The following is a 22,198-nucleotide window of genomic DNA, read 5'->3' on the forward strand; positions in this document are numbered from 1 at the left end:
TTACTCATTCCCCGCTGATACTGAAATTTTATCGATACCTGCAGCTTTAACGTTATCAAGCACTTTTACGACTAAACCATGTAAAGCGTCTTTGTCTGCTTGGATCAGTACAGCTGCTTCAGGTGCTTCCGCCAACATACGTTCTACGTTTGCAGTTACACGTTCGATATCAACCTGACGATTTTCCATCATAATGACACCAGTTTTGCTGATACCAATAAAGATGTTCGCCGAAGGTTTAGACGTAGCCTGTGACGCTTTAGGCTTGTTGTAGTCTAAGCCTGATGGCTTAACAAACGATGTTGTTACAATAAAGAAGATCAGCATGATAAACACGATGTCTAGCATCGGGGTCATATCAATTTGCGCTTCCTCTTCCATAGTGGAATGCTTCTTACGTGCCATGTTCAATCTCTCTCTAGTGGTGAGGCATGCTGTCTTTTAGCTTTTCTAAACTGATTCTCATTTTTGAGTCTAAACGTGTGCTAAAGAAAACACCCGATAGAGCTGCAACCATTCCTGCCATTGTCGGCATTGTGGCCATTGAGATACCAGCGGCCATTAAACGAGCATTACTCGTCCCCTGAACTGCCATCACATCGAATACTGAAATCATACCGGTTACAGTACCTAATAGACCAATCATTGGACAAATGGCTACTAAGGTTTTGATTAACAGCATACGTGCATTCAAATCTTGCTTCGCTTGGGATACCCAAGCTTCACGGATACGGTGAGCATGCCAAGAAGTTGTTTCTTCTCTTGCTTCCCATGAGGCGATAACGGCTTGATGTTGTTTTGGTGATATCCAATTTAGATACCAATAACGTTCAAGCATTAACACCCACATTAGGAATAGCACAGCTGCAACCAGCCAGAGGACATCGCCTCCGGAGGCCATGAAGCCCCTGACGGAATCCCATACGTCCATCAGGATTAGCATCATTAGTCAGCCCTCTTCTCAGCATGTTCTGCAATGATACCGGCACTTTGTTCTTCAAGAACTTGAACAATAGACTTACTACGAGCAACTACAATTGCATGTAATAACATTAGAGGCAATGCAGCAATTAGACCTTGAACGGTAGTAATAAGCGCCATAGAAATACCACCAGCCATCAATTTAGGGTCACCAGTACCGAACAATTGAATAGATTGGAAGGTTGCGATCATACCGGTAACTGTACCCAATAGACCCATCATAGGAGCAATAGCAGCGATAACTTTGATGATTGAAATACGAGCTTCTAAAGCAGGCGTTTCTTTTAAGATTGCTTCATCAAGTTTTAGCTCAAGTGTTTCAACATCAACATCTTTATTTGACTGGTATACTTTTAGGATACGACCTAAAGCGTTGTTACCAGGATTTTCGATGTTTTTACGTTGGCTATTAACTTTAGCGCCAATAATAGTTAGAGTCACTAAACGCTCAATAGCAATTAATGCACCTAAAGCTAACAAGGCAAGAATGATGTAACCAATTGTTCCACCGGCTTCTAAACGATCTTCTAAACTAGCTTTGTTAGTAAAGATGTTTAGTAGCACGCCACGAGCTGGATCTATATAGAAAGGAGCAACACCTGAAGTAGTATTTTCCCACGATCCAACTGCGCTAACCTGATAACCTTCTGGTTGCTGTGATAACTGTTGAATTAAACCAAGTTCAGGTTTGTAAACAACGTATTTACCTTCAGCAGTTAAGTTGAAAGGACCTACACGGTGAATTGCAGTATTTACTACGTTGCCGTCGATAGCAGTAACATCACCATCGAATTTAACAACTTTACCTGACTCAACCATTTCAAATAACTGTGCTTCCCAAAATTGTTCTAACTCTTCAATTTTAGGCAGTGATTTACGTGCACCCAATTCAGCAATAAAGGTATCACGACCAGGAAACTGAGCACTGATGTTAGACGCAGCTAACTTACCAGCGAAATCACCGGCTTCACCTTTAACAACACCAAACATTTCACCCAAGTCACCTTGAGCAGTTTTTAAATCTTCTTCTAACTGAGCAATTTTACGCTCGTTATCCAAGAATGCTTGGTTCAAATCTTTACCGCGTTGCTTTTCAGCAGACAAGGCATTTTTTTCACGCTTAAGTAATTCAGCTTTATCGCCACGTTCCGCTTGAAACTCTCTTTCACGCTTAGCGTTTGTCTTACCTTCGTTAGCTCGGTCGGCTTTAACTTGCTGTAACAGTTGACCGATAGTTTTTGGTGCATCTGCAGCAGAAACCATACCAGCTGTTAAAGAGAAAGTTGCAGCCACTAGCACTGATGTAATTAACTTCTTCATTATTGTGCAGTCTCCGCAGCAGGGATTGGTAATGCGAATAGGTCAAGAGCGCCTTGCTTACGAGCAATGCGGATACCTTTTGTAATATCACGTAGGTAGCTATCGTCTAACTTATTCCAAGACTTCGCATCTGCGTCGTACATCCATGCTATTTTCTGATCCAAGCTTTGTGCATAAAGTGCAACTCGGCCTAAATTGAAGAAATCAACGAGTACTTCTTTACCATCTAAATTTAACTTACCAGTATGAACCGATACAAAGCTACCGTACTCACGCTCAATGCTATAAGCATCAAGGATTAGACGGTATTTTTCTGCCAATGTGACTTCTGCAGTATCAAGGATATCTTTTAAATTTTTAACACGATTCTGACGAGTTTCAATGTTAAATGGTAAATCTAAATTTACGAACTGCTCTAAAGCGTCAACCATTTTAAACATTAATGGCACAACACCCTGGCGAAGTTTATCTACGCCGTTGATATCAGTTTGAATTAAATCAAGTGAATTTTGTTGATCAGCTACCAAGCCTGCAACGTAATCATTGTATGACTTCAATGATTCACGTTCATCAGCAACGCTGCCATACTCAAAAAGCATGTCTTGTGCTTGGTCAAAATATTTGTCGACTTTCTGTTGCGACGCAGCTGAAGCAGCATTAAGGCTGCTATCGGCTTTTTGAACGTCAGCTAGAGGATCTGCAACAACGAAGTTGCTGCCAGCTAAAGCCAGAGCGCCAACAAGTGCAGTAGCGATTTTTGTTCTATTGCTTACCTTGGACATAGTTCCCAACCAATTTGAAGTGAATTAAAAAGTTCAACTTTGCAAAATAACCATGATCTAAAATTGTTAATCAATGTTACTTCAACTAAGCACGTCTTTTTCTTGTGATTGTTAGTTTTTCTTCCCTTTTCTACGCCTATTAAAGCGTAGACCCGTTGGCATCATTTCACAAAATGTTGACCTATGTCAACATTTGCAAAGTTTAAAAACTTGTGGAAAGAGCAGTTAGAGGCGTTAATGTTGTCGAAAGGTTAATAAATAAACGTCTTCAACATAAATGTATCATAATTTAATGCTAAGCTAAAAAAAATAATTCTTTTTATTCAATGCGTTATAAAAAGATGTCAATCCTATAATACTCTCTATTTAGCTTATTCATCATTACTAAATAAATTTTGAACCATGTAAATACCAACCTAAGACTTCATTTTGTTCATTTTTTAATACTTTGAGTTCATTTAAAACCATATTGTTTTGGTGGAATTTAGCTATAAATGTTGCCAATTTAGTTTCATCAAATGCAGCATTAACCAACTCTGTTAATCGTAGTTTTAACGTATCCATTTGTATTGTAATAAATTCAATAAATTCTAACTTTTTTGTAACAGGCCAAAATAATCCAGCTTTAAAAAATTGAGCAACGAAACGCATTAAATCACAATCTTGGGCTGCAGCCTCATCAAACATGACTAACAATTTAATCAAGTCATTAATTTCCGCTCTAATCTGTTCACATTGAAGGTCTTTCTTAATTCGCTCAACATCTTCTTGATTGCTGACATTGCCCATGGCATTTGCCATTTTACCTAAACAATTAATTAATAAATTGACTTCATCTTTATCAATTAACGTCAAAATTCTTCTATTTCGATTAAGGATCATTGAACGATTATGATGACAAACAATGACAAACTGACCATCATCCTTTAATACTCTAGTCGCTTCTTCGAGTGACTGCTCAATATTTGAATACTCAAAACCAAATTGAGATATATAAAGATCAACAGAGTTAGATTCAAAAGGAAGCTGTTCGCAGCGTGTGTTAGACATTAAAGCGATGTCTATATTTTGATTATTGTTACTTACTGAGTTGGCTAAAGTAACCTCAGCTAAATCAACACCGATAACCTTACCCGTTAGATCAACTTTTGATAACCCATCACGTAATAACAGCGGTAACGAACCATTACCCGTGCCAACATCGACGACCAAAAAATTTTCCGTAAGCCCATCGAACACCGGTTCCCATACATTTTTCAATACACCTTCATAATTACCTGATAATGCTTCACCGAATGACGTTGTGTGTCCTTGCTGCCAATATTCACTCCAGTGACTATTCATGTAAACTCCTCAATTAATCACATCATATTGTTATAATACACCAAGTAAAAAGGCTCCCGAAGGAGCCTTTCTTATATCTAATTAATGACTAATTAGTATTTAGAACTTAAGAGTATAACTTGCACGATACTCACGACCGTAGTTGTTATATAGATCAGCGTTCTCAAACTTTCCATCAGGAGAAAGAACAGGATCTTCATCAGTTAGGTTGTTGATACCTAATAAAATTGAACCATAATTACCAGCATCATAAACATAACTAATGTTATGAATTAACCATGAATCTAACTCACCTTTAGAAGCATCATCTTCAAAATAGAATGTAGATGAAGTGTAATTCATGTTCCAAGATAGACTATGATCACCCATGCGGTAATTTGTTGTGAATACAGACTTGTAATCTGGCTGACCATTCCAACCAGAAGTATCACGTGACTCAGCACCACCATCAACTTCTTCGGTATAATCAAGAACAAAACTATTTGTCCAGTTAAAGCCTATGTCACCGATATTGGTTTCAAATTTTGCGTTTAACGCAACATCGATACCTGAAATTTCTAAGGTATTAGCATTGCTATAACCAGTACCGACTTCAGATGCAGCACCAATTGCTTGACCTGCACTTGCTGGATCACGTTTTACATAGAATGTATTACTAGGAGCCAACGTACCTTCATAAATACCAGTCATAACACTTGTAATTGAGCGTTGAGCAATTACATCGTCAATATTAAGGTTAAAATAATCAACTTTTAAGCCGATATCATCAACGATATCCCATGCTACACCGAAGTTAACATATTGAGACGTTTCTGGGCCAAGTTCTTTGTTTGCACTAATATATGTATCAAACTGTCTTTCAGAACAAGGTGTACCAGTTGCTTCACAATATGGTTTATCAATACCATCTTCAGCACTGAATGTAGTTGCTGCAAATAGTTGATCCAATGCTGGAGCACGGAAAGCTTCTGAATATGATGCACGTACAACAACATTTTCAAGTGCTTGCCAGCGTATAGCTGCTTTAGGTGCGATATTATCACCAAAGTCACTGTAATCATCGTAACGAGCCGCTAAGTTTAATTCAATGTCATCTGTTATCGGTAATACCGCTTCGTAAAACATTGCCCACACTTGACGGTCGCCTGCTGCAGAGTTACCAGCACTACCACCGATTAAACCAGCTTCTGACTGTGCGTCATACACTTCACTATACTGTTGGTCAAAATATTCTAAACCTACATAATGTGCTACAGAACCACCTGGTAATTCAAACGCATCAAAACCAATACCAGCGTTATATTGATCAAATATCGCACTACCTTGAGTTAAAGTGGTGGCTTTCATGTTATTGATGCCAGCTTCAGAACCCAAATCAATACCATTTGCTTCGTTATAAGCAAGACCTGAATAACTTAAGTAATACTCACCGATAGATTTGTTATCGGCAATGTTGTGGTGGTAGTAAACTTCCCACTCTGCATCATTAAGCGCACTGATTGTACCACGTAAACCAGTTAGGTAATCTTGGTTGTAATCATCTACGTTCCCATCACGAGTACCGATACCAACCCAACGGAAATAACCTTTTGCTTCTACATCAAATGGGTTATGTGGGTTATCTGCTGCCATGTTATTCCAATTCGCTGCAGGAGGTGCATAACGACCAAATGAATTGCTTTGTGTAACCATTACTCGGCCAAACCATTCTAAGTCTTCAGCGATTTCATAGTTAGCATCAACATATACCGTATTGCGATCTGTAGAGGCTTTGTTATATGACACATTACCATATGCATACATACACAAATCTGAACCAGCACCAAATTGATCATCACCACGTACTTGTTTAAATACATTGTCACCATATTCAGCAGCTAAATCACCACAAAGCGGAGATGGCTGATAAATGCCATCAGGACCTTTTACGCTTGCGCCATAATAACTCCAGCCATCAGTCTCAGAATATGCTTGAATAACGCCATCACCATTTAAGTCTTCCATCCATGGTGCAGTAAAGTCACGGTCTGCATCAGAAATGCCTTTTCGGTCTTGATGATCAAATGCAAAAGTAATGTTACCTTTATCCATTTGATAGCCAGCAACAACCGAGAATTCTTTACTCGTTAAGCCGCCGTCACGGTCACGTGAACCACCACCGACATTGAACTCAATACCTTGATAGTTCTTTTTCATGATGATGTTAACAACACCAGCAATCGCGTCAGAACCATAAGTTGAAGATGCACCATCAGTTAGAATTTCGATACGTTCAACTGCAGCCATTGGAATAGCGTTCAAGTTAGCAGATGCACCACCTAGCGTTGGTGAACCTGGGAAACGCTTACCGTCAATAAGTACTAGAGTACGGCTTGAGCCTGCACCACGTAGGTTAATAGTTGCTTGAGATTGTGCAGAACTACCTGAACGCTCAGAGAATGAACCGAAAGAGTTCAAGTTACTGTTACGAAGTGCGTCAGCAACTGTAAAGTTACCTTCCATCTTCATATCTTCAGTTGTAATGGTCGTTATTGGTGAAGCACCTTCAAGGTCAGAACGCTTAATACGCGAACCGGTAACCTCAATACGCTCTACTTTTGCGCCATCTTCATCAGCAGCAAAAACTGCTGGCGAAGCAAATGCGGCTGCTGCTGCACCACTGATCAGTGCTAAGCGCACCGACTTAGCTAATACGTTCTTATGCATTGTCTATCTCCCTGGACTTTTTATGTCTTTCTTATAATTAATGCTAACTACCTTTTTAGGTGTTAGTTCAATGAGGGGATGCAACAAAAAACAATCACAACCTCTCAACTACAGTTGCAATAAAATCACATTTGAAACAACTAATCAACATTCGAGAGGTCGTAAGCGCAAAAGTTAATCAAATGTAACAAGTTAAACTGTTAATAAATATGAACGGGGTGTTTTTTTTATCATTATAAACAATAAGTTAAATTTATTTGGTTATTGCAAAAATTACATATTAAGCCTAAAGAAAAAAGTTAACTGTCTGTTTAAAATAGCGATTTCCCTTAAGAAGGTACTTTTTTATCACTTCTAGTAAACATAAAAATGTTAAGTGACGATAAATAAGGCTATGTAAGCAATTGCTTAACATTAATCGTCTAGATAAATCTTCGTTGATAGAGTGAGTCAGATTTGTGCTTCATCAAACCATGCTTGATGTCTTTACTGACTTAATTAAGGAAGGATACGAATAAAACACCATTTATGTTAGTTGACATTGGAAAACTTAAAGTTGAAGGTTTAGTGAGTTAATTTAAAGCAATAGGAGTTGATTATTTACTAGTGAGTCAAAGCTATGACCACACAGTTGTAGAATGGGCTCAGCTATGGGTTTGATTTGTTTACAAATATAGTATTCATAATCAATATTTTGTGGTTTTGCTTCTATGGTTTGTGCACCAGTGAGCGTCATTATATATCGTATCTGTTGTCCCTTACGGGTAACGCTTACGTCTCCGAGTAGTTCGGCAAGCTGTTTCGCGGCTTTAACATGGGGTGACGACTTTGCGGTATAATCTTCAACATTGCGTCTTAATCGCTTTTTAAAGATAAGTTCATTGTCTCGAGCACCACACTTAATTGCCGCAAGCTCATTACTCAAAAAATCAATGACATCCTCGCCCTTGAAAAATAATTCATATAAATGGTACTGCATCCTTCTTGCAATAGGGCTCCAATCACTTCTCACCTGCTCCATACCTTTAAAAGTCAGAGTTAATTGTTGCTGATCATTTGACACCGCGCCGACATAACGCTTTTTACTGCCTTCATCTGAGCCCCTTAAGGTAGGCATAATAAATTGTTCAAAGTGGGTTTCAAATTCCAACTCAAGATAACTGTCTAATTGATATTCTTCTACACACCATTCAAGCCAACGTTGGGTTATTGATACTGATAGGTGTTTACCAACCGCTTGGATATCTTTAATCCCATGATTATCCCCTAACCAGACAAAGGTAGAGTCGGTATCACCGTAAATCACTTGATAACCGCACTCTTCTATCCATTGCTTTGTGAGTTTCATAATTTGATGACCGCGCATGGTAATCGAACTGGCTAACTTAGCATCATGAAATACACAACCTCTTGAGCCTAGTACGCCATACAATGAGTTCATAATAATTTTTATCGCTTGTGATAACGGCGCATTTCTATCTCGTTTGGCCAGTTCTCTTTGCTCTGCAAGGCTGGCAACTAATGCAGGCAAAATAGGTGATTTTCGACTAAATTGAGCACCTAAATATCCAGCCACTGTCGTTGCATCACCTTTTACTTCCCTAGCGTAAAGCCCCTCAACTAAGCCTTTAGGATCGATAAGGAATGTTCTAATAATCGACGGATATAGACTTTTAAAATCTAATACTAAAACATCTTTATAATAACCTGGTATAGAAGACATAACATATCCACCAGGGCTTTCTAAGCCTTGGCTAGCGGGTTGTGCAGGTGCTACAAAACCACTTCGATGTAAGTGAGGCAGATACAAATGATAAAATGCCGCAATCGATGCACCCACTCGGCCAAACTCCAAACCCGTTAACTTAGCGCGTTCAATAGCAAAATCTAACAACTGTGTTTTTTCAAAAATATCCCACACTAGCCGGCAGTCTGTAATATTATAAAAAGCCAATGCATTTTTATCTTGTTCAAATAAATGGGTAATTTCTTGGCCACGATTTTCTACATGATCAATGGCTTTACCTTCAGATAATAATTGCCGTGATACAGACTCTAACGAAAAACTATCAAACTGATAAAATGCCGCTTTAAGCCAATCAATACCATCCAACACCACGCGCCCAGGTAAAGAGAGTGTTTCAGGCCTATATTTATCGGCAACTTTCCAGCTCAGTTCGGTATGTCCTCTACCAATTAATAATGGAATTTGATGTAAAACACAGCGTTTGAACAACAAGGCTAAATCAAAGGTCACTACTGCCCAACCGATAATAATATCGGGATCATAGTCGCTAAACCACGCTATTAAATGATGTATCAGTTCAACCTCATTTTGTACCCAAACGATAAAATCATGACATTCTGCTTGCGGTTCGCCCACCATAAACACACATTGATAATCGGCACCATATAAACCAACCGAATAAAGTTCCCCAGTAAAACTACACTCAAAATCCAGTGAAACCATTTTTAATGGGATATCGACTAGTTCGTTGCTGGGCATTTTTCTAGCCCGATTAATCGATAACAAAGGAATAGTTGAAGTTGGATTACGCTCTTGATAATGCCCTGAGCATTCAATATCTAAGGCGATAAACCGTTCAATTAGGTAGCGTTGCTCAGGCCTAATATCGGCTTCAAATAAGGTAATACCGATATCACTAGCAATACGACCAAGTAATTTCAATTGAGTATTTGATTTAAGATACAGCGCACTGATAGGTTCATGTGCAAAACTCAGCAATGATATTGTCTCAGCCTTAAGAGCAAAGCCGACTTTTTGACTTAATTGATCCACATCTTGCTGACGACAGAAACAGATCACTTCACTGTGATATAGTTCAGCTAATACAGGTCCTTCAGCGGTTTTGATATAATATTGAAGGACTAATTGTCCATGCCGATAAATAGCATGGCGAGTTAATACTCGTCCCTTCACATGGGTATTAGTCATTGGATAATCTGTTGGCTTCACAACGGGTTTGAATTCCTGCACAAGTTTACTCAATTTGATTTATTACTTCGTGGCATGCTAATTCACTGTTATTATGTACAGCATAATTCAGTCTATGTAGAAATCATACTTCCTATGCTACCGGATAACATAAAAAGTCAAATTCGCACCATTTACAAAGAAATTGCAGCCTCTATGCCGCAATTTCGTTCTCGTCGCGAACAAAACTATATGGTAGCTGAAATATCCAAAACCTTAGCGGGTGAGTATGACAAAGACCGTCGTATCATTGTGGTAGAAGCAGGTACTGGTATTGGTAAATCCTTGTCTTATATCTTAGGTGCAATCCCTTTAGCCATCTCGAGTAAAAAGAAAGTCTGTATTGCTACTGCAACCGTGGCACTTCAAGAACAATTACTCCATAAAGATCTACCTCATTTTTTACAACAATCAGGTATTGAGTTTAAATTTGGTTTGGTAAAAGGTCGTCAGCGCTACGTATGTTTAGCCAAACTTGAAGCCATGATCGGGGCACAAGACAGCTCGCAAATAGCCATGTGGCAAACTAAACCCGACCAAAGTCAAATTAACGAATTACAAAAATTGCATCAAGATTTTCATCAAAAACGCTGGAATGGTGAAATTGATACCTTAAAGCACCCTATCCCTGATTTTTTGTGGCAGCAAATTTGCTGTGATAAGCACAGCTGTCACCGTCAAGTATCGGCGCACCATAATTGCCCGTTTCATAAAGCCCGTGAAGATGTCGACACTTGGGATGTACTCATTGTTAACCACAGTCTGCTATTTGCCGATTTAGAACTTGGCGGCGGCGTCATTTTACCAGAACCAGAAGACATGTTTTATGTTATCGACGAAGCTCATCACTTACCTATTGTCGCCAGAGATTTCTCCAGTGCTCAAGCCACACTTCGTGGCGCATGCGATTGGTTAGAAAAAGCATCGAAAACTTGTTCTAAGTTACAAAATCAACTAAAAACCACTCATATCATTGCTCCTGTACAAGCAATGCTTGATCACACCACAGAGTTAACCAATTTACTGACTCAGGTTGCTCATTTTTGTGATACCCAACCGCAGTTATTCGCTAACCCTGAATCCAGACTTCGTTTTGAACATGGCCAATTGCCTCAATCATTATTAATACAGGCAGAAAATCTTGCCACGGCATCAGGTTCAGCGGTAAAGCAATTTAACAAAGTGGTATCAGTATTAACTGAAGCAATAAAAGATGGTGAAGTGCCTAAACACCAGTCAGAAGGGTTGTTATCAGAAACTGGATTCATTTTACAACGGCTGGATAATTTACATAAGTTGTGGAAAATGATGGCCAAAGAAGACAGTAAAAAAGGCGCGCCGATGGCACGTTGGGCTGAATTAATTACAGGTAAACAACAAGATTATTTATTTTGTTCATCACCTATAGAAGTAGGCTTTATGCTGGAATCTATGTTATGGCAAAAAGCCGCTGGAGTGGTGTTATGCAGCGCAACGCTTCGAGCCTTAAACAGCTTCAACCATTTTGCTCATCAAGTAGGACTGTCAATGAATGATGGCAGCCGATTTTTAGCGTTATTATCCCCTTTCGATTACGAAAATAATGCGACTTTATTTATACCTCAAATGGTGTGCGAACCTACTGACGATAATTACACCACCGAACTAGCACAACATATTGTGACACTCATCGATGGTGAAATGGCCACATTAGTGCTGTTTGCTTCATATTGGCAAATGGATAAAGTGGTTGAGCTAGTTGAAGGTAAAATCCCTAAAGATCAGCTTTTTGTTCAAGGCGCTATTCCGCGTCAACAGATATTAGAACAACACAAAAAACGCTGTGATGACGGTCTACCCAGTGTCATTTTCGGTACTGGCAGTTTTTCTGAGGGGCTTGATTTACCAGGTGATTACTTAACAAACCTAATCATAACCAAACTGCCGTTTGCCGTCCCAACCTCACCAGTAGAACAAGCTCACGCAGAATACTTAAAAGTAAAAGGTGGTAATCCTTTTTTACAGCTGACAATTCCTGACGCTTCACGTAAATTAGTCCAAAGTTGTGGCCGACTGTTACGAAAAGAGCAAGATTATGGTCGAGTGACCATTTTAGACCGTCGTTTGGTCACTAAACGTTATGGCAAATCATTAATTGATGCCCTTCCTCCTTTTAGACGTGTTATTGAATAGGTATTGAGTTGGATTTATTATTAGACCCTAGCCATTGGGCTATATTAGCGGTCATCGGTATACTTGCTGGTTTTATTGATGCCATTGTTGGCGGTGGCGGACTTCTGTCTATTCCAGCATTACTAACGGTTGGAATTCCACCACATTTAGCACTAGGAACCAATAAGTTAGCAGCATGTTTTGGTTCTCTTACATCGAGCTATACTTTTTATAAACAACATCTATTTAGCCCTGCATTATGGAAAGCATGTTTTTTTGCCACGCTGGTCGGGTCTATTGCAGGTTGTGGTTTAGTATTTCTAATTGACCCACTATGGCTAGACAAAATACTACCACTACTGATCATTAGCATTGCGATTTATACCTTATTTAGCCCCAAAGCGATGGGGGACAAAAATACCATCGTTCCAAAATATCGCTCACCCAAATACAAGCAGATTAGCCAAGGTTTTATTTTGGGCGGATACGATGGATTTGCAGGGCCAGGAATTGGTGCTTTTTGGACAGTATCGTCTATCTCGCTGCATAAACTGCCTCTATTACACAGCTGTGGATTAGCTCGAGTGATGACCGCGGTAAGTAATATCACAGCGCTCATTATCTTTGCATCAATGGGACAAGTGCAATGGATACTCGGCTTATGGATGGGAATATGCATGATGGCAGGTTCATTTATTGGTGCAAAAAGTGCAATTAGATTTGGGATACCTTTTATTAAGCCAATATTCATTATTATGGTATTGTCGATAGCAGTCCATCTTACGTGGAGTGCATGGGCATGAACACCCAACAATTGGTCTCGATGTTAAAACAACAGCTCGCGAAACTTGAACAAGACGCATTAATACACGACCAGAATTTAGCGCCTTCACAACGGCAGTCTTTACAAGAAATCGAACGCTTTAACAGTCAACTATTTGCCCAACAAGGAGCCCAACTTAGCCCTTGTATCACCCAGTTACGTCAAGACATTAAACAACTCGAAAAACAGCTTTATCTTAAGTTGGGTGGTAATGTTATCCAACTCAGTTGCGATCGTATTCAAGACCGATTTAGTGCGTTACGCAGAGCATTACTGACCACTCACATCAATCTTAAATCTGAACAACAGCGCAAAGCCAGTAACCGTGCCCGATATGCAAAAAAACAACAACAAGCAATACAAGACAGTGGATTTGGTTGGATAGCCAGCAATGTGATGCAAAACAGCCATCAACTCTACGCTGAACTCAATAAACATTTAAATTGGGCAAAAAAAATAGAGCAAAAAATACAACAAATGGAAGCATCTCTTGAATTCTGTCATAGTGATGACAAAATAAAACTGCAAAATGATATTCTTTCTATGCACCGTCGGTTAGGAAAGTGTAAACAAGCAACCAGTTATATTGAAGAGCGTATTCAACTTTTTGAACGACCTCGCCAAAGTTACCCACGTTAAGGAGCAACAATGAAATCTTTATTTACCACAAGTGCGCTTTTGGCATTTTTAACATCATCGTCAGTATTAGCAGCTAATTTAACCATTCCAATGTCATTTGAGTACCTAGCACTTGATGGTGCAGAAGTTGAAACCAGTATGTTCAGCCATCAATCAGATTTAGCGTTAACCAATGGTGTCCATAAAATTGCTGTTCGTTATCATGATGTGATTGATGATTCCTTTAGTGACAGTCAATCTTTTGTAAAATCAACGCCTTTAATTGTGACGTTAACGGTTGATGGCGATCATCAATATCTATTACAACCCGCTGATGGCGACATCATTAAGAATCCAAAAGCATTCGCAAAAAAACCACAAATCAGCATTAAACGCCAAGATAATGCTGCGGTAACTTACAATGTAGAACAAACTAATTTTACTGAGAACTCATTTATAACTAGTCTGTTTAACAATAAAAACCAGCATGATATTGAAACCTTATCAGCTTCAGCTACGGGTGACGGCAGTCAACCGATACAAGCATTAGCAGTCAAATCAGATATTGAATCTGCTACGATGAGTGCAACTGTGCCAGCAGCAGTGCCAGCAGCAGTGCCAGCAGCAGTGCCAGCAGCAACGGCTCAAAAGCCGACTCCAGCACAAGCAGAACAAATGCTCCAATATTGGTGGTTACAAGCCGATGACAAAACCCGTAAAGAATTTATGGGCTGGGCAATAAAACAACTGTAATGTCTCTATCGATCCCTTTTGTTTACCACGCCAGCTATTCACAGCTGGCGTTACCTAGCACCCATCGTTTTCCAACCACTAAATATCACAATTTATACCAGCACGCGCTCAAACAACAATTATTGTTTGAGCAATATCGCCATACGCCTACACCGATATCGAAAGATACGCTCTATACAGTGCATTGCCCGCAATATGTCGAACAATTTATCAATGGTGCCTTAGACCATAAAGCCCAAAGACGTATTGGTTTTCCATGGAGTCAAGAGTTAGTTACCCGCACTTTACACGCTGTAAATGGCACCCGTTTGTGCGCTGAATTGGCGCTTGACCATGGAATCGCGGTTCACTTAACTGGTGGTTATCATCATGCGCACTATGATTTTGGCAGTGGTTTTTGCATTTTTAATGACTTGGTTATCGCAGCGAGATCAGCCATTGACTCAGGAAGAGCAGACAAAGTACTTATTTTTGATTGTGATGTTCATCAAGGTGATGGAACAGCGACACTCACCCAAGGCAACCCAGACATCATTAGCTGCTCTATCCACTGTGCGCAAAATTTCCCATCCCGAAAGCAACAATCTGATCACGATATTGCTCTGGATAAAGGTTGTACCGACAAACAATATCTTGAACATATACAACAAATATTACCTTACCTGATTCGCATCCATCAGCCAGATCTGATCATCTATGACGCAGGGGTCGACATTCATCAACATGATGACCTTGGATATTTCAGCATTTCGAATCTAGGTATTCTCGCTAGAGATAAACAGGTAATATCAATAGCAAAAATGCATGGCATCCCACTTGCAGCAGTAATAGGGGGAGGCTATAGTCGTAGTGAAGCAGAATTAACAATCCGACATAGCCAATTGTTAGTTGCGGCCAATGAATTATGGGCATCACAGTATTAGGCAATACAAAACCAACAATAATGCACCACTAAATTAAACAACCATCTCGGCATTTAAGCTGATGTCGATAAACTAAACTGTCTCAATGGAGCGTAATAATGCAATTAGAGATCCGAAACTATTATGAAGTTCTATTAATGGAAATGCTGCGAGATGAAGGCTTAATGGAAGAATTGCCAGAAGAATACTTAGCGGATTTATGCTGCGTCACATTGAATCAGTTACCCGTGAGGTACATTCGCCATTTAGTTGACACGTATTTTTTCGAAAATTATCAAGAATTAAAACAGATGAAAACTGAGATCAGTGAAGCACTTGAACGTTCAAGGCAATTCCTCAAAGCAAACTTGCAAAAACGCTTAAAGGAAGAAGCTGAGCTCGCAGCCGAACAACAACAGTAATTTAATCAGCATTAGCTGATATTTTACGGGATATTGAATGAATATATGTTAAATCAGTATTAGCTATGTTCATTTAATGAATAGTTCATTCATATAACATGGATGTGTTTTGATTTGATTTGAATTTTGAATTAATACGGTGAAATCATACGGGGAATATTGGAGGTTCCCCTAGAGCCACACCCCGGCACACGAGTCACTTGCTGCGGTTGCTCCCTTCCAGGCCTGGCCGAGTTCACAAGTTATCGTTGCGGGGGGACCCTAGGGTCACCATTGACTTCTGAATCATAAAATACAAAGCTTATGTGTCAGAACGGGGCGATTATCCCCTAACCCATTGGCTGGATCAAGCCTTTATCCTAATAAGTTTTCAATCCTCTACCTAACTGCGCAATACTTAACCTTAACGGGGAATACTAGATGGAATAAGGGGTGGGATAACAGATAGGTTAATCAACATAAATCGAACTATTCACAAGTAATGTATGCCAAACACACTATTTTATGTTGTCAATAATACAAATTCAGACGTGAATCATTAATCTATTGAAAAAAAATACATAGCCAGATGAAATAGAAAACAGCCTTTAGATAATCGTTTATAACATCGAGCACAAATGCTGGTGCAAGTTAACATCACATGTCGTATTCGAGAATATGCTAATAACAGTATTAACATCTTGGAACTGTCCTATTTATCCCAGTAATACAGGCAGATCTTCATCAAGCAACGTTACCCATAAAGGAATAGTCAGATCTTAGTCACAACTCTAGACATAATTCAATGAGTAAGTGGCCAAGGTTAGCTAACATTAGATTTGAATAAAATCCGCACACTTATAACCAGTAGTGAATGCGAGATAACAAAAAAATGCAGGGAATACATGATGAATACAATAACAGTTAGTCCCGCTGCAAAAGCGGTATTGAGTGCAGGGCTTATTGCTCTAGCATTATCGGGTTGTGGAGGCAGTGATGGTACCAATGGCGAAGATGGGCCAGATGGTATTATTGGTGTAAACATAGATGCGACATCAACCCTAAAAGCGACCTTTACCGATGCAACCGTAGTCGACGGAAAAGTCAGTGTTGGCTTTATCCTTAAAAATGCCAATGGTGTTGCGGTATTGGGACTAACAAAAGATCATGACCTTCGTTTTGGTATTGCGCAATTAACCCCAGTTACCGAAATGGTCGGAACTGATGGCGCTACAGTTGAAGTAGATCGTGGTTATCAATGGCAGTCTTATATCAATACAACAAAACAACCTAATGCAAGTTGGATCCCTGATGGTGAAACCAATATCGCTCCTTCTGCACAATTTCAGGCTGAAGTTGAGGCTGCATCAAAATGTGCTGACTGCTTAGTCGATAATCTAGATGGTTCATACTCGTACACCTTTCAAACCAATATTGCTCAAGTCACAGAGCCGTTAAGCATCACTTATCAAGCCGATGACACCCAGCGCATTACATTGGAGTTAAAACAGCCATTAATCACAGCCAATGCTCATTACGATTTTCAACCTTCAACTGGCTTAACCGAAGATATTGCAACGCGCGACGTCGTCTCGATCAATGCTTGTTATACCTGCCACCAACCAGAAAGCTTAGCATTGCACGGCGGTCGTCGAATCGATCTTGAAAACTGTGCATCATGTCATACAGCAACATCTGGTGATCCTGAAACCGGTAACAGTGTTGATTTTACCTACATGATCCATGCTATTCATAAAGGCCAAGACCGCGTAACCAGCACAGCTGACGGCAATGTTGCCGCACCTTATAAAGTGATTGGCTATGGCGGTGGAATACACGATTACGGTAACGTGATGTATCCGCAAAAACCTGCTGCCGATTGTAGTGCATGTCACGTAGAGGGCACGAACGCTCCCAAAGATGCCGCCCTGTTTAATGCTAATAAAAGTGATACGGCTTGTATTGCATGTCACACAGAATTAGCGTCTCAACAACATGTTGGTGTCGGCACAAATTGTACTTCATGCCATGTTGAAGAAGGCTATGGTCGCAGTGCAAAAGAAGCTCATGGTGATGTCATGAAAGCCTATAACGAAACACAAGCAATGAGCGCCGTATTCAGTGACGTAATTGTCACTGCAGATGGAAAATTCAGTACTACGGTTAAATTTACCGATGCTTCAGCTAATGTTATTGCAGCGGAATTTATCGACCAAGGTAGCCGCATCGTTATGGCGTGGGACAGCGACAAAAACTATCCTGCGTATCAAGATGCCAGTTACAGTAATCGTCGTATTAAATTAAGTGAAGGTACTGCCAACACAGATAATAGCTGGACCTTAGTTTGGGATAAGATCACCTTACCAACAGATTATGTGGGTAAAACATTTGAGCTATGGTCAGCAGTTACAGCCTGTTTTAACCATGGTGGTTACGGCAGACCGGAAGTTAAACTAACGGCTTGTAGTACTGATGATGTCCAAAAAGTGGAAATTAAAAGTAGCCCATTCCATTTGGTTATGGCTGCAAGTGCAATAGACACTAGCCAAACCACTGCTACACGTAGAAACATTATCAACACAGAAAGCTGCCAAGGTTGCCATAACCAAGAGGTGTATCACTATGACAATGGTGTCAATTGCCAAACCTGTCATACCGCTGATAAGACCCTTAGGAGTGATGACACTTACCCTGGTGGCAAAAAATCGACCAGCTTTGCCTTTAAAGCACACAGCGCTGAAGGTCATTACCTCAAATATGCCGGTGTTGAATCTGGAACCGTGTTGAAAACCGATTGTAAAACCTGTCATACCGCTGATGGGATCCAACTTGGTAGAGCCACTGACAGAGTATGGCGTTATGGCGATATCGAGACTGGCGCTGATGTATGGATGTCATCAGATACTGGAGCATGTTTAAGTTGTCATCAAAAGTATCGTACTGATGCCACCGTGTCACATATTGAATCTAACGGCGGTATAGTCGATGGAATAAGTGAGGAAGATGCTCGTAATCGTACATCGGAAATATGTTCTACCTGTCATACCGTAGATCGCGTCACTAAAACACATGGTTTTTAAGCTACACAAATAAACAACCTTGGCGTTTTATCCATCAAAGACCTTAGTTTTTAACTAAGGTCTTTTTGTTATCCGAACAATCTTCCCCCGCCAAACTCCGTATTTTATATACCTCTTTATTAATAGGCTGATCATCATCACACAATTACGTTCGTTTTAAAGACGAGTTGCTGTTTGTAAAGTAATCTTAGTGTTGGGAAAATTAATTCCAACATCAACTTAACTGAATAAGATAATTGCAGAACATACTGCCAGTGAGTTAGATGGATGACCTTTGCAGGGAAAATATGATGAATAAAAAATACACAAAAATGGCATTGTTACTTGCTATGTCAGCATCAATGACACTGGTTGGTTGTGGCGGAGGCGATGATGGTGAAGCTGGTAATCCAGGTAATCCTGGTGGCGAGCCTGCTGAAGCGATTAAGACACTAAACTTAGATATCACTAAAGTCACTTATCAAGACAGCAAACCGACTATTGAAGTATTTGCGACCAATGAAAAAGATCTCCCTGTAGCAGGTCTTAAAGACTTTGAAATTAAAAAAGTCGTCCAACTCATTCCAGCTGGCGCAAGCGGTGCAGGTAATTCAGCCCAATGGCAATTTATTGGCTCCGAAAAAGCTTTTACCGACCATGGTAACGGCAATTACAGTTTCACAGTCAATGTTGAAGGGTTTAATCCTGAGCTAACCCAACGTTATAATGTAATTGCAAGTGCATCAACCTTGCAAGACGGCGTTACCGGAGTGCCGCGTACTGAAATTACCGAAGATTTTGACGGTGAAGGATTCGAGGCTAAATACACTAAAAACATCGTTAACACCGCCACTTGTAATACCTGTCATGCAGAAGGTGAAAGCATTTATCATAGCTACACTGATTTAGAAACCTGTACATCATGTCATACCAATGAATTGGCTATTGAAAAAGGCAAGGTTCAAGATGAGTTCAGTCACTTAATTCATAATGTTCATAACAATGCCAAAATGTATGGACGCAACTTAGACAAGAGTGCAGAAACAGCGCATGCGATAGTGCAAGATAATTGCACCACTTGTCATGTTAATTCAGAACAACTGAGTGAATCGAACAACTGGTCTCGTATTCCAACCATGGAAGCCTGTTCAAGTTGTCATACCGACATTGACTTTAAAACGGGTCAAGGTCATCCGCAACAAGTCGATAATTCAAATTGTATAGCTTGTCATAATGCAAGTTGGACAGAAGAGTTGCACACAACATCGTATACTCAGAAAAAAACATTTATCGATTTATACGGAATGACAGCAACATTAACGGCTAATAAATCAAGCGCTGAAGACAAATCAGCGACCCTATCGGTAACAATTTTAGATGCTAATGGTACGGCCATTGACGCAACAAGCTTAATCAGCAAAATTCAACGCGTTGAAACCATTACGAACGTCGGACCTAACTTCCCAATTATGGGATATAACCCTAGCCCAGGCAGCGGTTTAGCAAAAATCAGTAAAGACTTTATCAAAGCGGGTCTGTTACAAGCAGATGTAATCATTGAATCAGGTAACTTGGTCTATAACATTGCATCTCTGCCATTTGGTGCTGGCGATACAGATACTGCCTTTAGCTTTATTGGTCTTGAAATGTGTAACGATGGTATTCAAGCCATTGATTGTGTCGATGGCGTAGCAACTACCAGTATGAAAGCCGAATTCACAGTAGGTACTTTCTCTGGTAATGCGCCTAGCTATCGTCACACTGACTCGGTCAATTTTGGTTCATGTGATAATTGCCATGGCGACACCTTCGAGTTACATAAAGGACACCATGCTGGTTTTGTGATGTCAGAACAATTAGCTCGTGAACTTAATGGTGAAGTTACCATAGGTTTAGATGGTTGTGTGGCTTGTCATACGCCAGATGGCACTTATGCTTCTGGTGCTAATCAAGGTGCCATTGAAATGAAATTGCACAGTGTTCATGGTGAACAAGGCATTATCAAAGACTGTACTCAGTGTCACAGCGACTTTAATCTTGATGCATTCAAAGTTAAAGGTGCACTTGCTACGTCGCAAGGCCTTTATACAACACCTATCACTGCAACGTGCGCATCTTGTCATGGATTTGACACGATTTCGCAGCATGCACAAAGTCAAGGTGCGGTTGTTAATGGTAGCTATCAAGAAGCCAATGATGCTGCGCAGTTAGAAACCTGTTTCTTCTGCCATGCACCTACCATTGAAAACCACACACAAGTGAAGCTTTAATTTGTCCATTGAGAGAGAAGCCCTGTTTCTCTCTCATGCTATGGCTTACGTAATCAACTTGTTGATCATCAAAATGGACAAATTAGGAAGTCTACTTATGAAGACCACACATTCAATAAATACCTTATTTTTAGCCCTGCTCTGCCTTACTGCATCGACGCTGTTTATGTCGAGTCATGTACAGGCGGCAAAGTGGGATGCCAGCATGACACCGGCAGAAGTTGAAGCAACACTCGATAAAAAATTCGCCGAGGGGAAATACTCACCAAAGGGTGCCGACACTTGTTTAATGTGTCATAAAAAATCAGAAAAGGTCATGGACTTATTCAAAGGTGCTCATGGCGCAATTGATTCATCAAAAAGTCCAATGGCTGGATTACAGTGCGAAGCGTGTCATGGTCCACTAGGTTCACATAATCGTGGTGGTAAAGAGCCAATGATTACCTTTGGCCCAACTTCAACACTCGCTGCAGACAAGCAAAACAGTGTGTGCATGAGCTGTCATCTCGACGACAAACGCGTGGCATGGGACAGTAGTCATCACGCCAATGCCGATGTGGCATGTGCATCTTGTCATAGCATACATGCTGAACATGACCCAGTACTGTCAAAGCAAACAGAAGTCGAAGTATGTACCACTTGTCACACCAGACAAAAAGCAGACATGAACAAGCGCACCAGTCATCCAATGAAATGGAATCAAATGACCTGTAGCGACTGCCATAATCCACATGGCAGTTTGAGCGATTCAGATCTTGTTCAGCCAACAGTCAATGAAACGTGTTATTCATGTCACGCTGAGAAACGCGGCCCAAAGCTGTGGGAGCATGCACCCGTCACCGAAAATTGCGTCAATTGCCATAATCCACACGGTTCTGTGAACGATGCAATGCTCAAAACTCGTGCGCCACAACTGTGTCAGCAATGTCATGCGAGTGACAATCACACAAGCAACGCTTATCTAGGTAACACTGATATGGGTTCAACAGTAAATGGTAATGCCTTTACTGGTGGTCGTAGCTGCTTAAATTGTCATAGTCAGGTGCATGGTTCTAACCATCCGTCTGGTAAGTTACTGCAGCGCTAAGGAGAT

General features: G+C 40.3%; 16 protein-coding genes and 1 other RNA gene. 9 read left to right on the forward strand and 8 right to left on the reverse strand.

Annotated features, from left to right (window positions below; genetic code table 11):
• From SFRI_RS13460 to SFRI_RS13490, 7 genes are all read right to left on the reverse strand, one after another.
• On the reverse strand, positions 1–405 hold the full coding sequence (locus SFRI_RS13460; protein ID WP_011638073.1) for an ExbD/TolR family protein: 405 nt from the start codon (positions 403–405) through the stop codon (positions 1–3).
• Positions 406–418: 13 nt separating this feature from the next.
• Positions 419–946 carry a MotA/TolQ/ExbB proton channel family protein gene (locus SFRI_RS13465; RefSeq protein ID WP_011638074.1) on the reverse strand — a complete coding sequence of 176 codons (528 nt, stop codon included), beginning with the start codon at positions 944–946 and terminating at the stop codon, positions 419–421.
• Entirely contained in the window at positions 946–2,301 is a 1,356-nt protein-coding gene (locus SFRI_RS13470) for a MotA/TolQ/ExbB proton channel family protein (RefSeq protein WP_011638075.1), read from the reverse strand. Before SFRI_RS13470 ends, SFRI_RS13465 begins: the two co-directional genes overlap by 1 nt.
• On the reverse strand, positions 2,301–3,083 hold the full coding sequence (locus SFRI_RS13475; protein ID WP_011638076.1) for a DUF3450 domain-containing protein: 783 nt from the start codon (positions 3,081–3,083) through the stop codon (positions 2,301–2,303). The genes SFRI_RS13470 and SFRI_RS13475 overlap by 1 nt, the downstream gene beginning before the upstream one ends.
• Positions 3,084–3,467: 384 nt before the next feature.
• Positions 3,468–4,427 (reverse strand): class I SAM-dependent methyltransferase, encoded by a 960-nt coding sequence (locus tag SFRI_RS13480; RefSeq protein WP_011638077.1) that lies wholly within the window; start codon positions 4,425–4,427, stop codon positions 3,468–3,470.
• 99 nt (positions 4,428–4,526) lie between these two features.
• Entirely contained in the window at positions 4,527–7,133 is a 2,607-nt protein-coding gene (locus tag SFRI_RS13485; RefSeq protein WP_011638078.1) for a TonB-dependent receptor domain-containing protein, read from the reverse strand.
• Positions 7,134–7,710: 577 nt separating this feature from the next.
• Positions 7,711–10,089, reverse strand: a complete 2,379-nt coding sequence (locus tag SFRI_RS13490; RefSeq protein ID WP_011638079.1) for a DNA polymerase II — start codon at positions 10,087–10,089, stop codon at positions 7,711–7,713.
• 135 nt (positions 10,090–10,224) lie between these two features.
• Between SFRI_RS13490 and dinG the strand changes: the two genes are divergently transcribed.
• The 6 genes from dinG (at position 10,225) to SFRI_RS13520 (ending at position 15,797) form a co-directional block, all read left to right on the forward strand.
• A complete protein-coding gene (dinG, locus tag SFRI_RS13495; protein ID WP_011638080.1) occupies positions 10,225–12,300 on the forward strand; it encodes an ATP-dependent DNA helicase DinG in 2,076 nt (691 codons plus the stop codon).
• An 8-nt stretch (positions 12,301–12,308) separates the two neighbouring features.
• Positions 12,309–13,082: a TSUP family transporter gene (locus SFRI_RS13500; protein WP_011638081.1), complete on the forward strand. Its 774-nt coding sequence runs from the start codon at positions 12,309–12,311 to the stop codon at positions 13,080–13,082.
• Positions 13,079–13,741, forward strand: a complete 663-nt coding sequence (locus SFRI_RS13505) for a primosomal replication protein (protein WP_011638082.1) — start codon at positions 13,079–13,081, stop codon at positions 13,739–13,741. The genes SFRI_RS13500 and SFRI_RS13505 overlap by 4 nt, the downstream gene beginning before the upstream one ends.
• A 9-nt stretch (positions 13,742–13,750) precedes the next feature.
• Positions 13,751–14,473, forward strand: coding sequence for a DUF2057 domain-containing protein (locus tag SFRI_RS13510; RefSeq protein ID WP_011638083.1), 723 nt, complete (start codon positions 13,751–13,753; stop codon positions 14,471–14,473).
• Positions 14,473–15,396 carry a histone deacetylase family protein gene (locus SFRI_RS13515; RefSeq protein WP_011638084.1) on the forward strand — a complete coding sequence of 308 codons (924 nt, stop codon included), beginning with the start codon at positions 14,473–14,475 and terminating at the stop codon, positions 15,394–15,396. The genes SFRI_RS13510 and SFRI_RS13515 overlap by 1 nt, the downstream gene beginning before the upstream one ends.
• Positions 15,397–15,494: 98 nt before the next feature.
• Positions 15,495–15,797: a late competence development ComFB family protein gene (locus SFRI_RS13520; protein ID WP_011638085.1), complete on the forward strand. Its 303-nt coding sequence runs from the start codon at positions 15,495–15,497 to the stop codon at positions 15,795–15,797.
• Positions 15,798–15,965: 168 nt separating this feature from the next.
• On the opposite strand, the gene ffs is transcribed toward SFRI_RS13520, so the two are convergent.
• An RNA gene (gene ffs, locus SFRI_RS21130) (signal recognition particle sRNA small type) lies at positions 15,966–16,062 on the reverse strand.
• A 619-nt stretch (positions 16,063–16,681) separates the two neighbouring features.
• Here ffs and SFRI_RS13525 point away from each other — a divergent pair.
• From SFRI_RS13525 to SFRI_RS13535, 3 genes are all read left to right on the forward strand, one after another.
• Entirely contained in the window at positions 16,682–18,856 is a 2,175-nt protein-coding gene (locus tag SFRI_RS13525; RefSeq protein ID WP_011638086.1) for an OmcA/MtrC family decaheme c-type cytochrome, read from the forward strand.
• 287 nt (positions 18,857–19,143) lie between these two features.
• Positions 19,144–21,105 (forward strand): OmcA/MtrC family decaheme c-type cytochrome, encoded by a 1,962-nt coding sequence (locus tag SFRI_RS13530; protein ID WP_011638087.1) that lies wholly within the window; start codon positions 19,144–19,146, stop codon positions 21,103–21,105.
• 97 nt (positions 21,106–21,202) lie between these two features.
• Positions 21,203–22,192 (forward strand): DmsE family decaheme c-type cytochrome, encoded by a 990-nt coding sequence (locus SFRI_RS13535; protein WP_011638088.1) that lies wholly within the window; start codon positions 21,203–21,205, stop codon positions 22,190–22,192.
• The last annotated feature ends 6 nt before the right edge of the window (positions 22,193–22,198 follow it).

This window comes from Shewanella frigidimarina NCIMB 400 (assembly GCF_000014705.1).
Lineage (GTDB): Bacteria > Pseudomonadota > Gammaproteobacteria > Enterobacterales > Shewanellaceae > Shewanella > Shewanella frigidimarina.

What these genes read in the sequence shown, in the direction of transcription:
- SFRI_RS13460 (WP_011638073.1), bottom strand. Translation starts at nt 405, where the DNA reads ATGGCACGTAAGAAGCATTCCACTATGGAAGAGGAAGCGCAAATTGAT.
- SFRI_RS13465 (WP_011638074.1), bottom strand. Translation starts at nt 946, where the DNA reads ATGATGCTAATCCTGATGGACGTATGGGATTCCGTCAGGGGCTTCATG.
- SFRI_RS13470 (WP_011638075.1), bottom strand. Translation starts at nt 2,301, where the DNA reads ATGAAGAAGTTAATTACATCAGTGCTAGTGGCTGCAACTTTCTCTTTA.
- SFRI_RS13475 (WP_011638076.1), bottom strand. Translation starts at nt 3,083, where the DNA reads ATGTCCAAGGTAAGCAATAGAACAAAAATCGCTACTGCACTTGTTGGC.
- SFRI_RS13480 (WP_011638077.1), bottom strand. Translation starts at nt 4,427, where the DNA reads ATGAATAGTCACTGGAGTGAATATTGGCAGCAAGGACACACAACGTCA.
- SFRI_RS13485 (WP_011638078.1), bottom strand. Translation starts at nt 7,133, where the DNA reads ATGCATAAGAACGTATTAGCTAAGTCGGTGCGCTTAGCACTGATCAGT.
- SFRI_RS13490 (WP_011638079.1), bottom strand. Translation starts at nt 10,089, where the DNA reads ATGACTAATACCCATGTGAAGGGACGAGTATTAACTCGCCATGCTATT.
- dinG (WP_011638080.1), top strand. Translation starts at nt 10,225, where the DNA reads ATGCTACCGGATAACATAAAAAGTCAAATTCGCACCATTTACAAAGAA.
- SFRI_RS13505 (WP_011638082.1), top strand. Translation starts at nt 13,079, where the DNA reads ATGAACACCCAACAATTGGTCTCGATGTTAAAACAACAGCTCGCGAAA.
- SFRI_RS13510 (WP_011638083.1), top strand. Translation starts at nt 13,751, where the DNA reads ATGAAATCTTTATTTACCACAAGTGCGCTTTTGGCATTTTTAACATCA.
- SFRI_RS13515 (WP_011638084.1), top strand. Translation starts at nt 14,473, where the DNA reads ATGTCTCTATCGATCCCTTTTGTTTACCACGCCAGCTATTCACAGCTG.
- SFRI_RS13520 (WP_011638085.1), top strand. Translation starts at nt 15,495, where the DNA reads ATGCAATTAGAGATCCGAAACTATTATGAAGTTCTATTAATGGAAATG.
- SFRI_RS13525 (WP_011638086.1), top strand. Translation starts at nt 16,682, where the DNA reads ATGATGAATACAATAACAGTTAGTCCCGCTGCAAAAGCGGTATTGAGT.
- SFRI_RS13530 (WP_011638087.1), top strand. Translation starts at nt 19,144, where the DNA reads ATGATGAATAAAAAATACACAAAAATGGCATTGTTACTTGCTATGTCA.
- SFRI_RS13535 (WP_011638088.1), top strand. Translation starts at nt 21,203, where the DNA reads ATGAAGACCACACATTCAATAAATACCTTATTTTTAGCCCTGCTCTGC.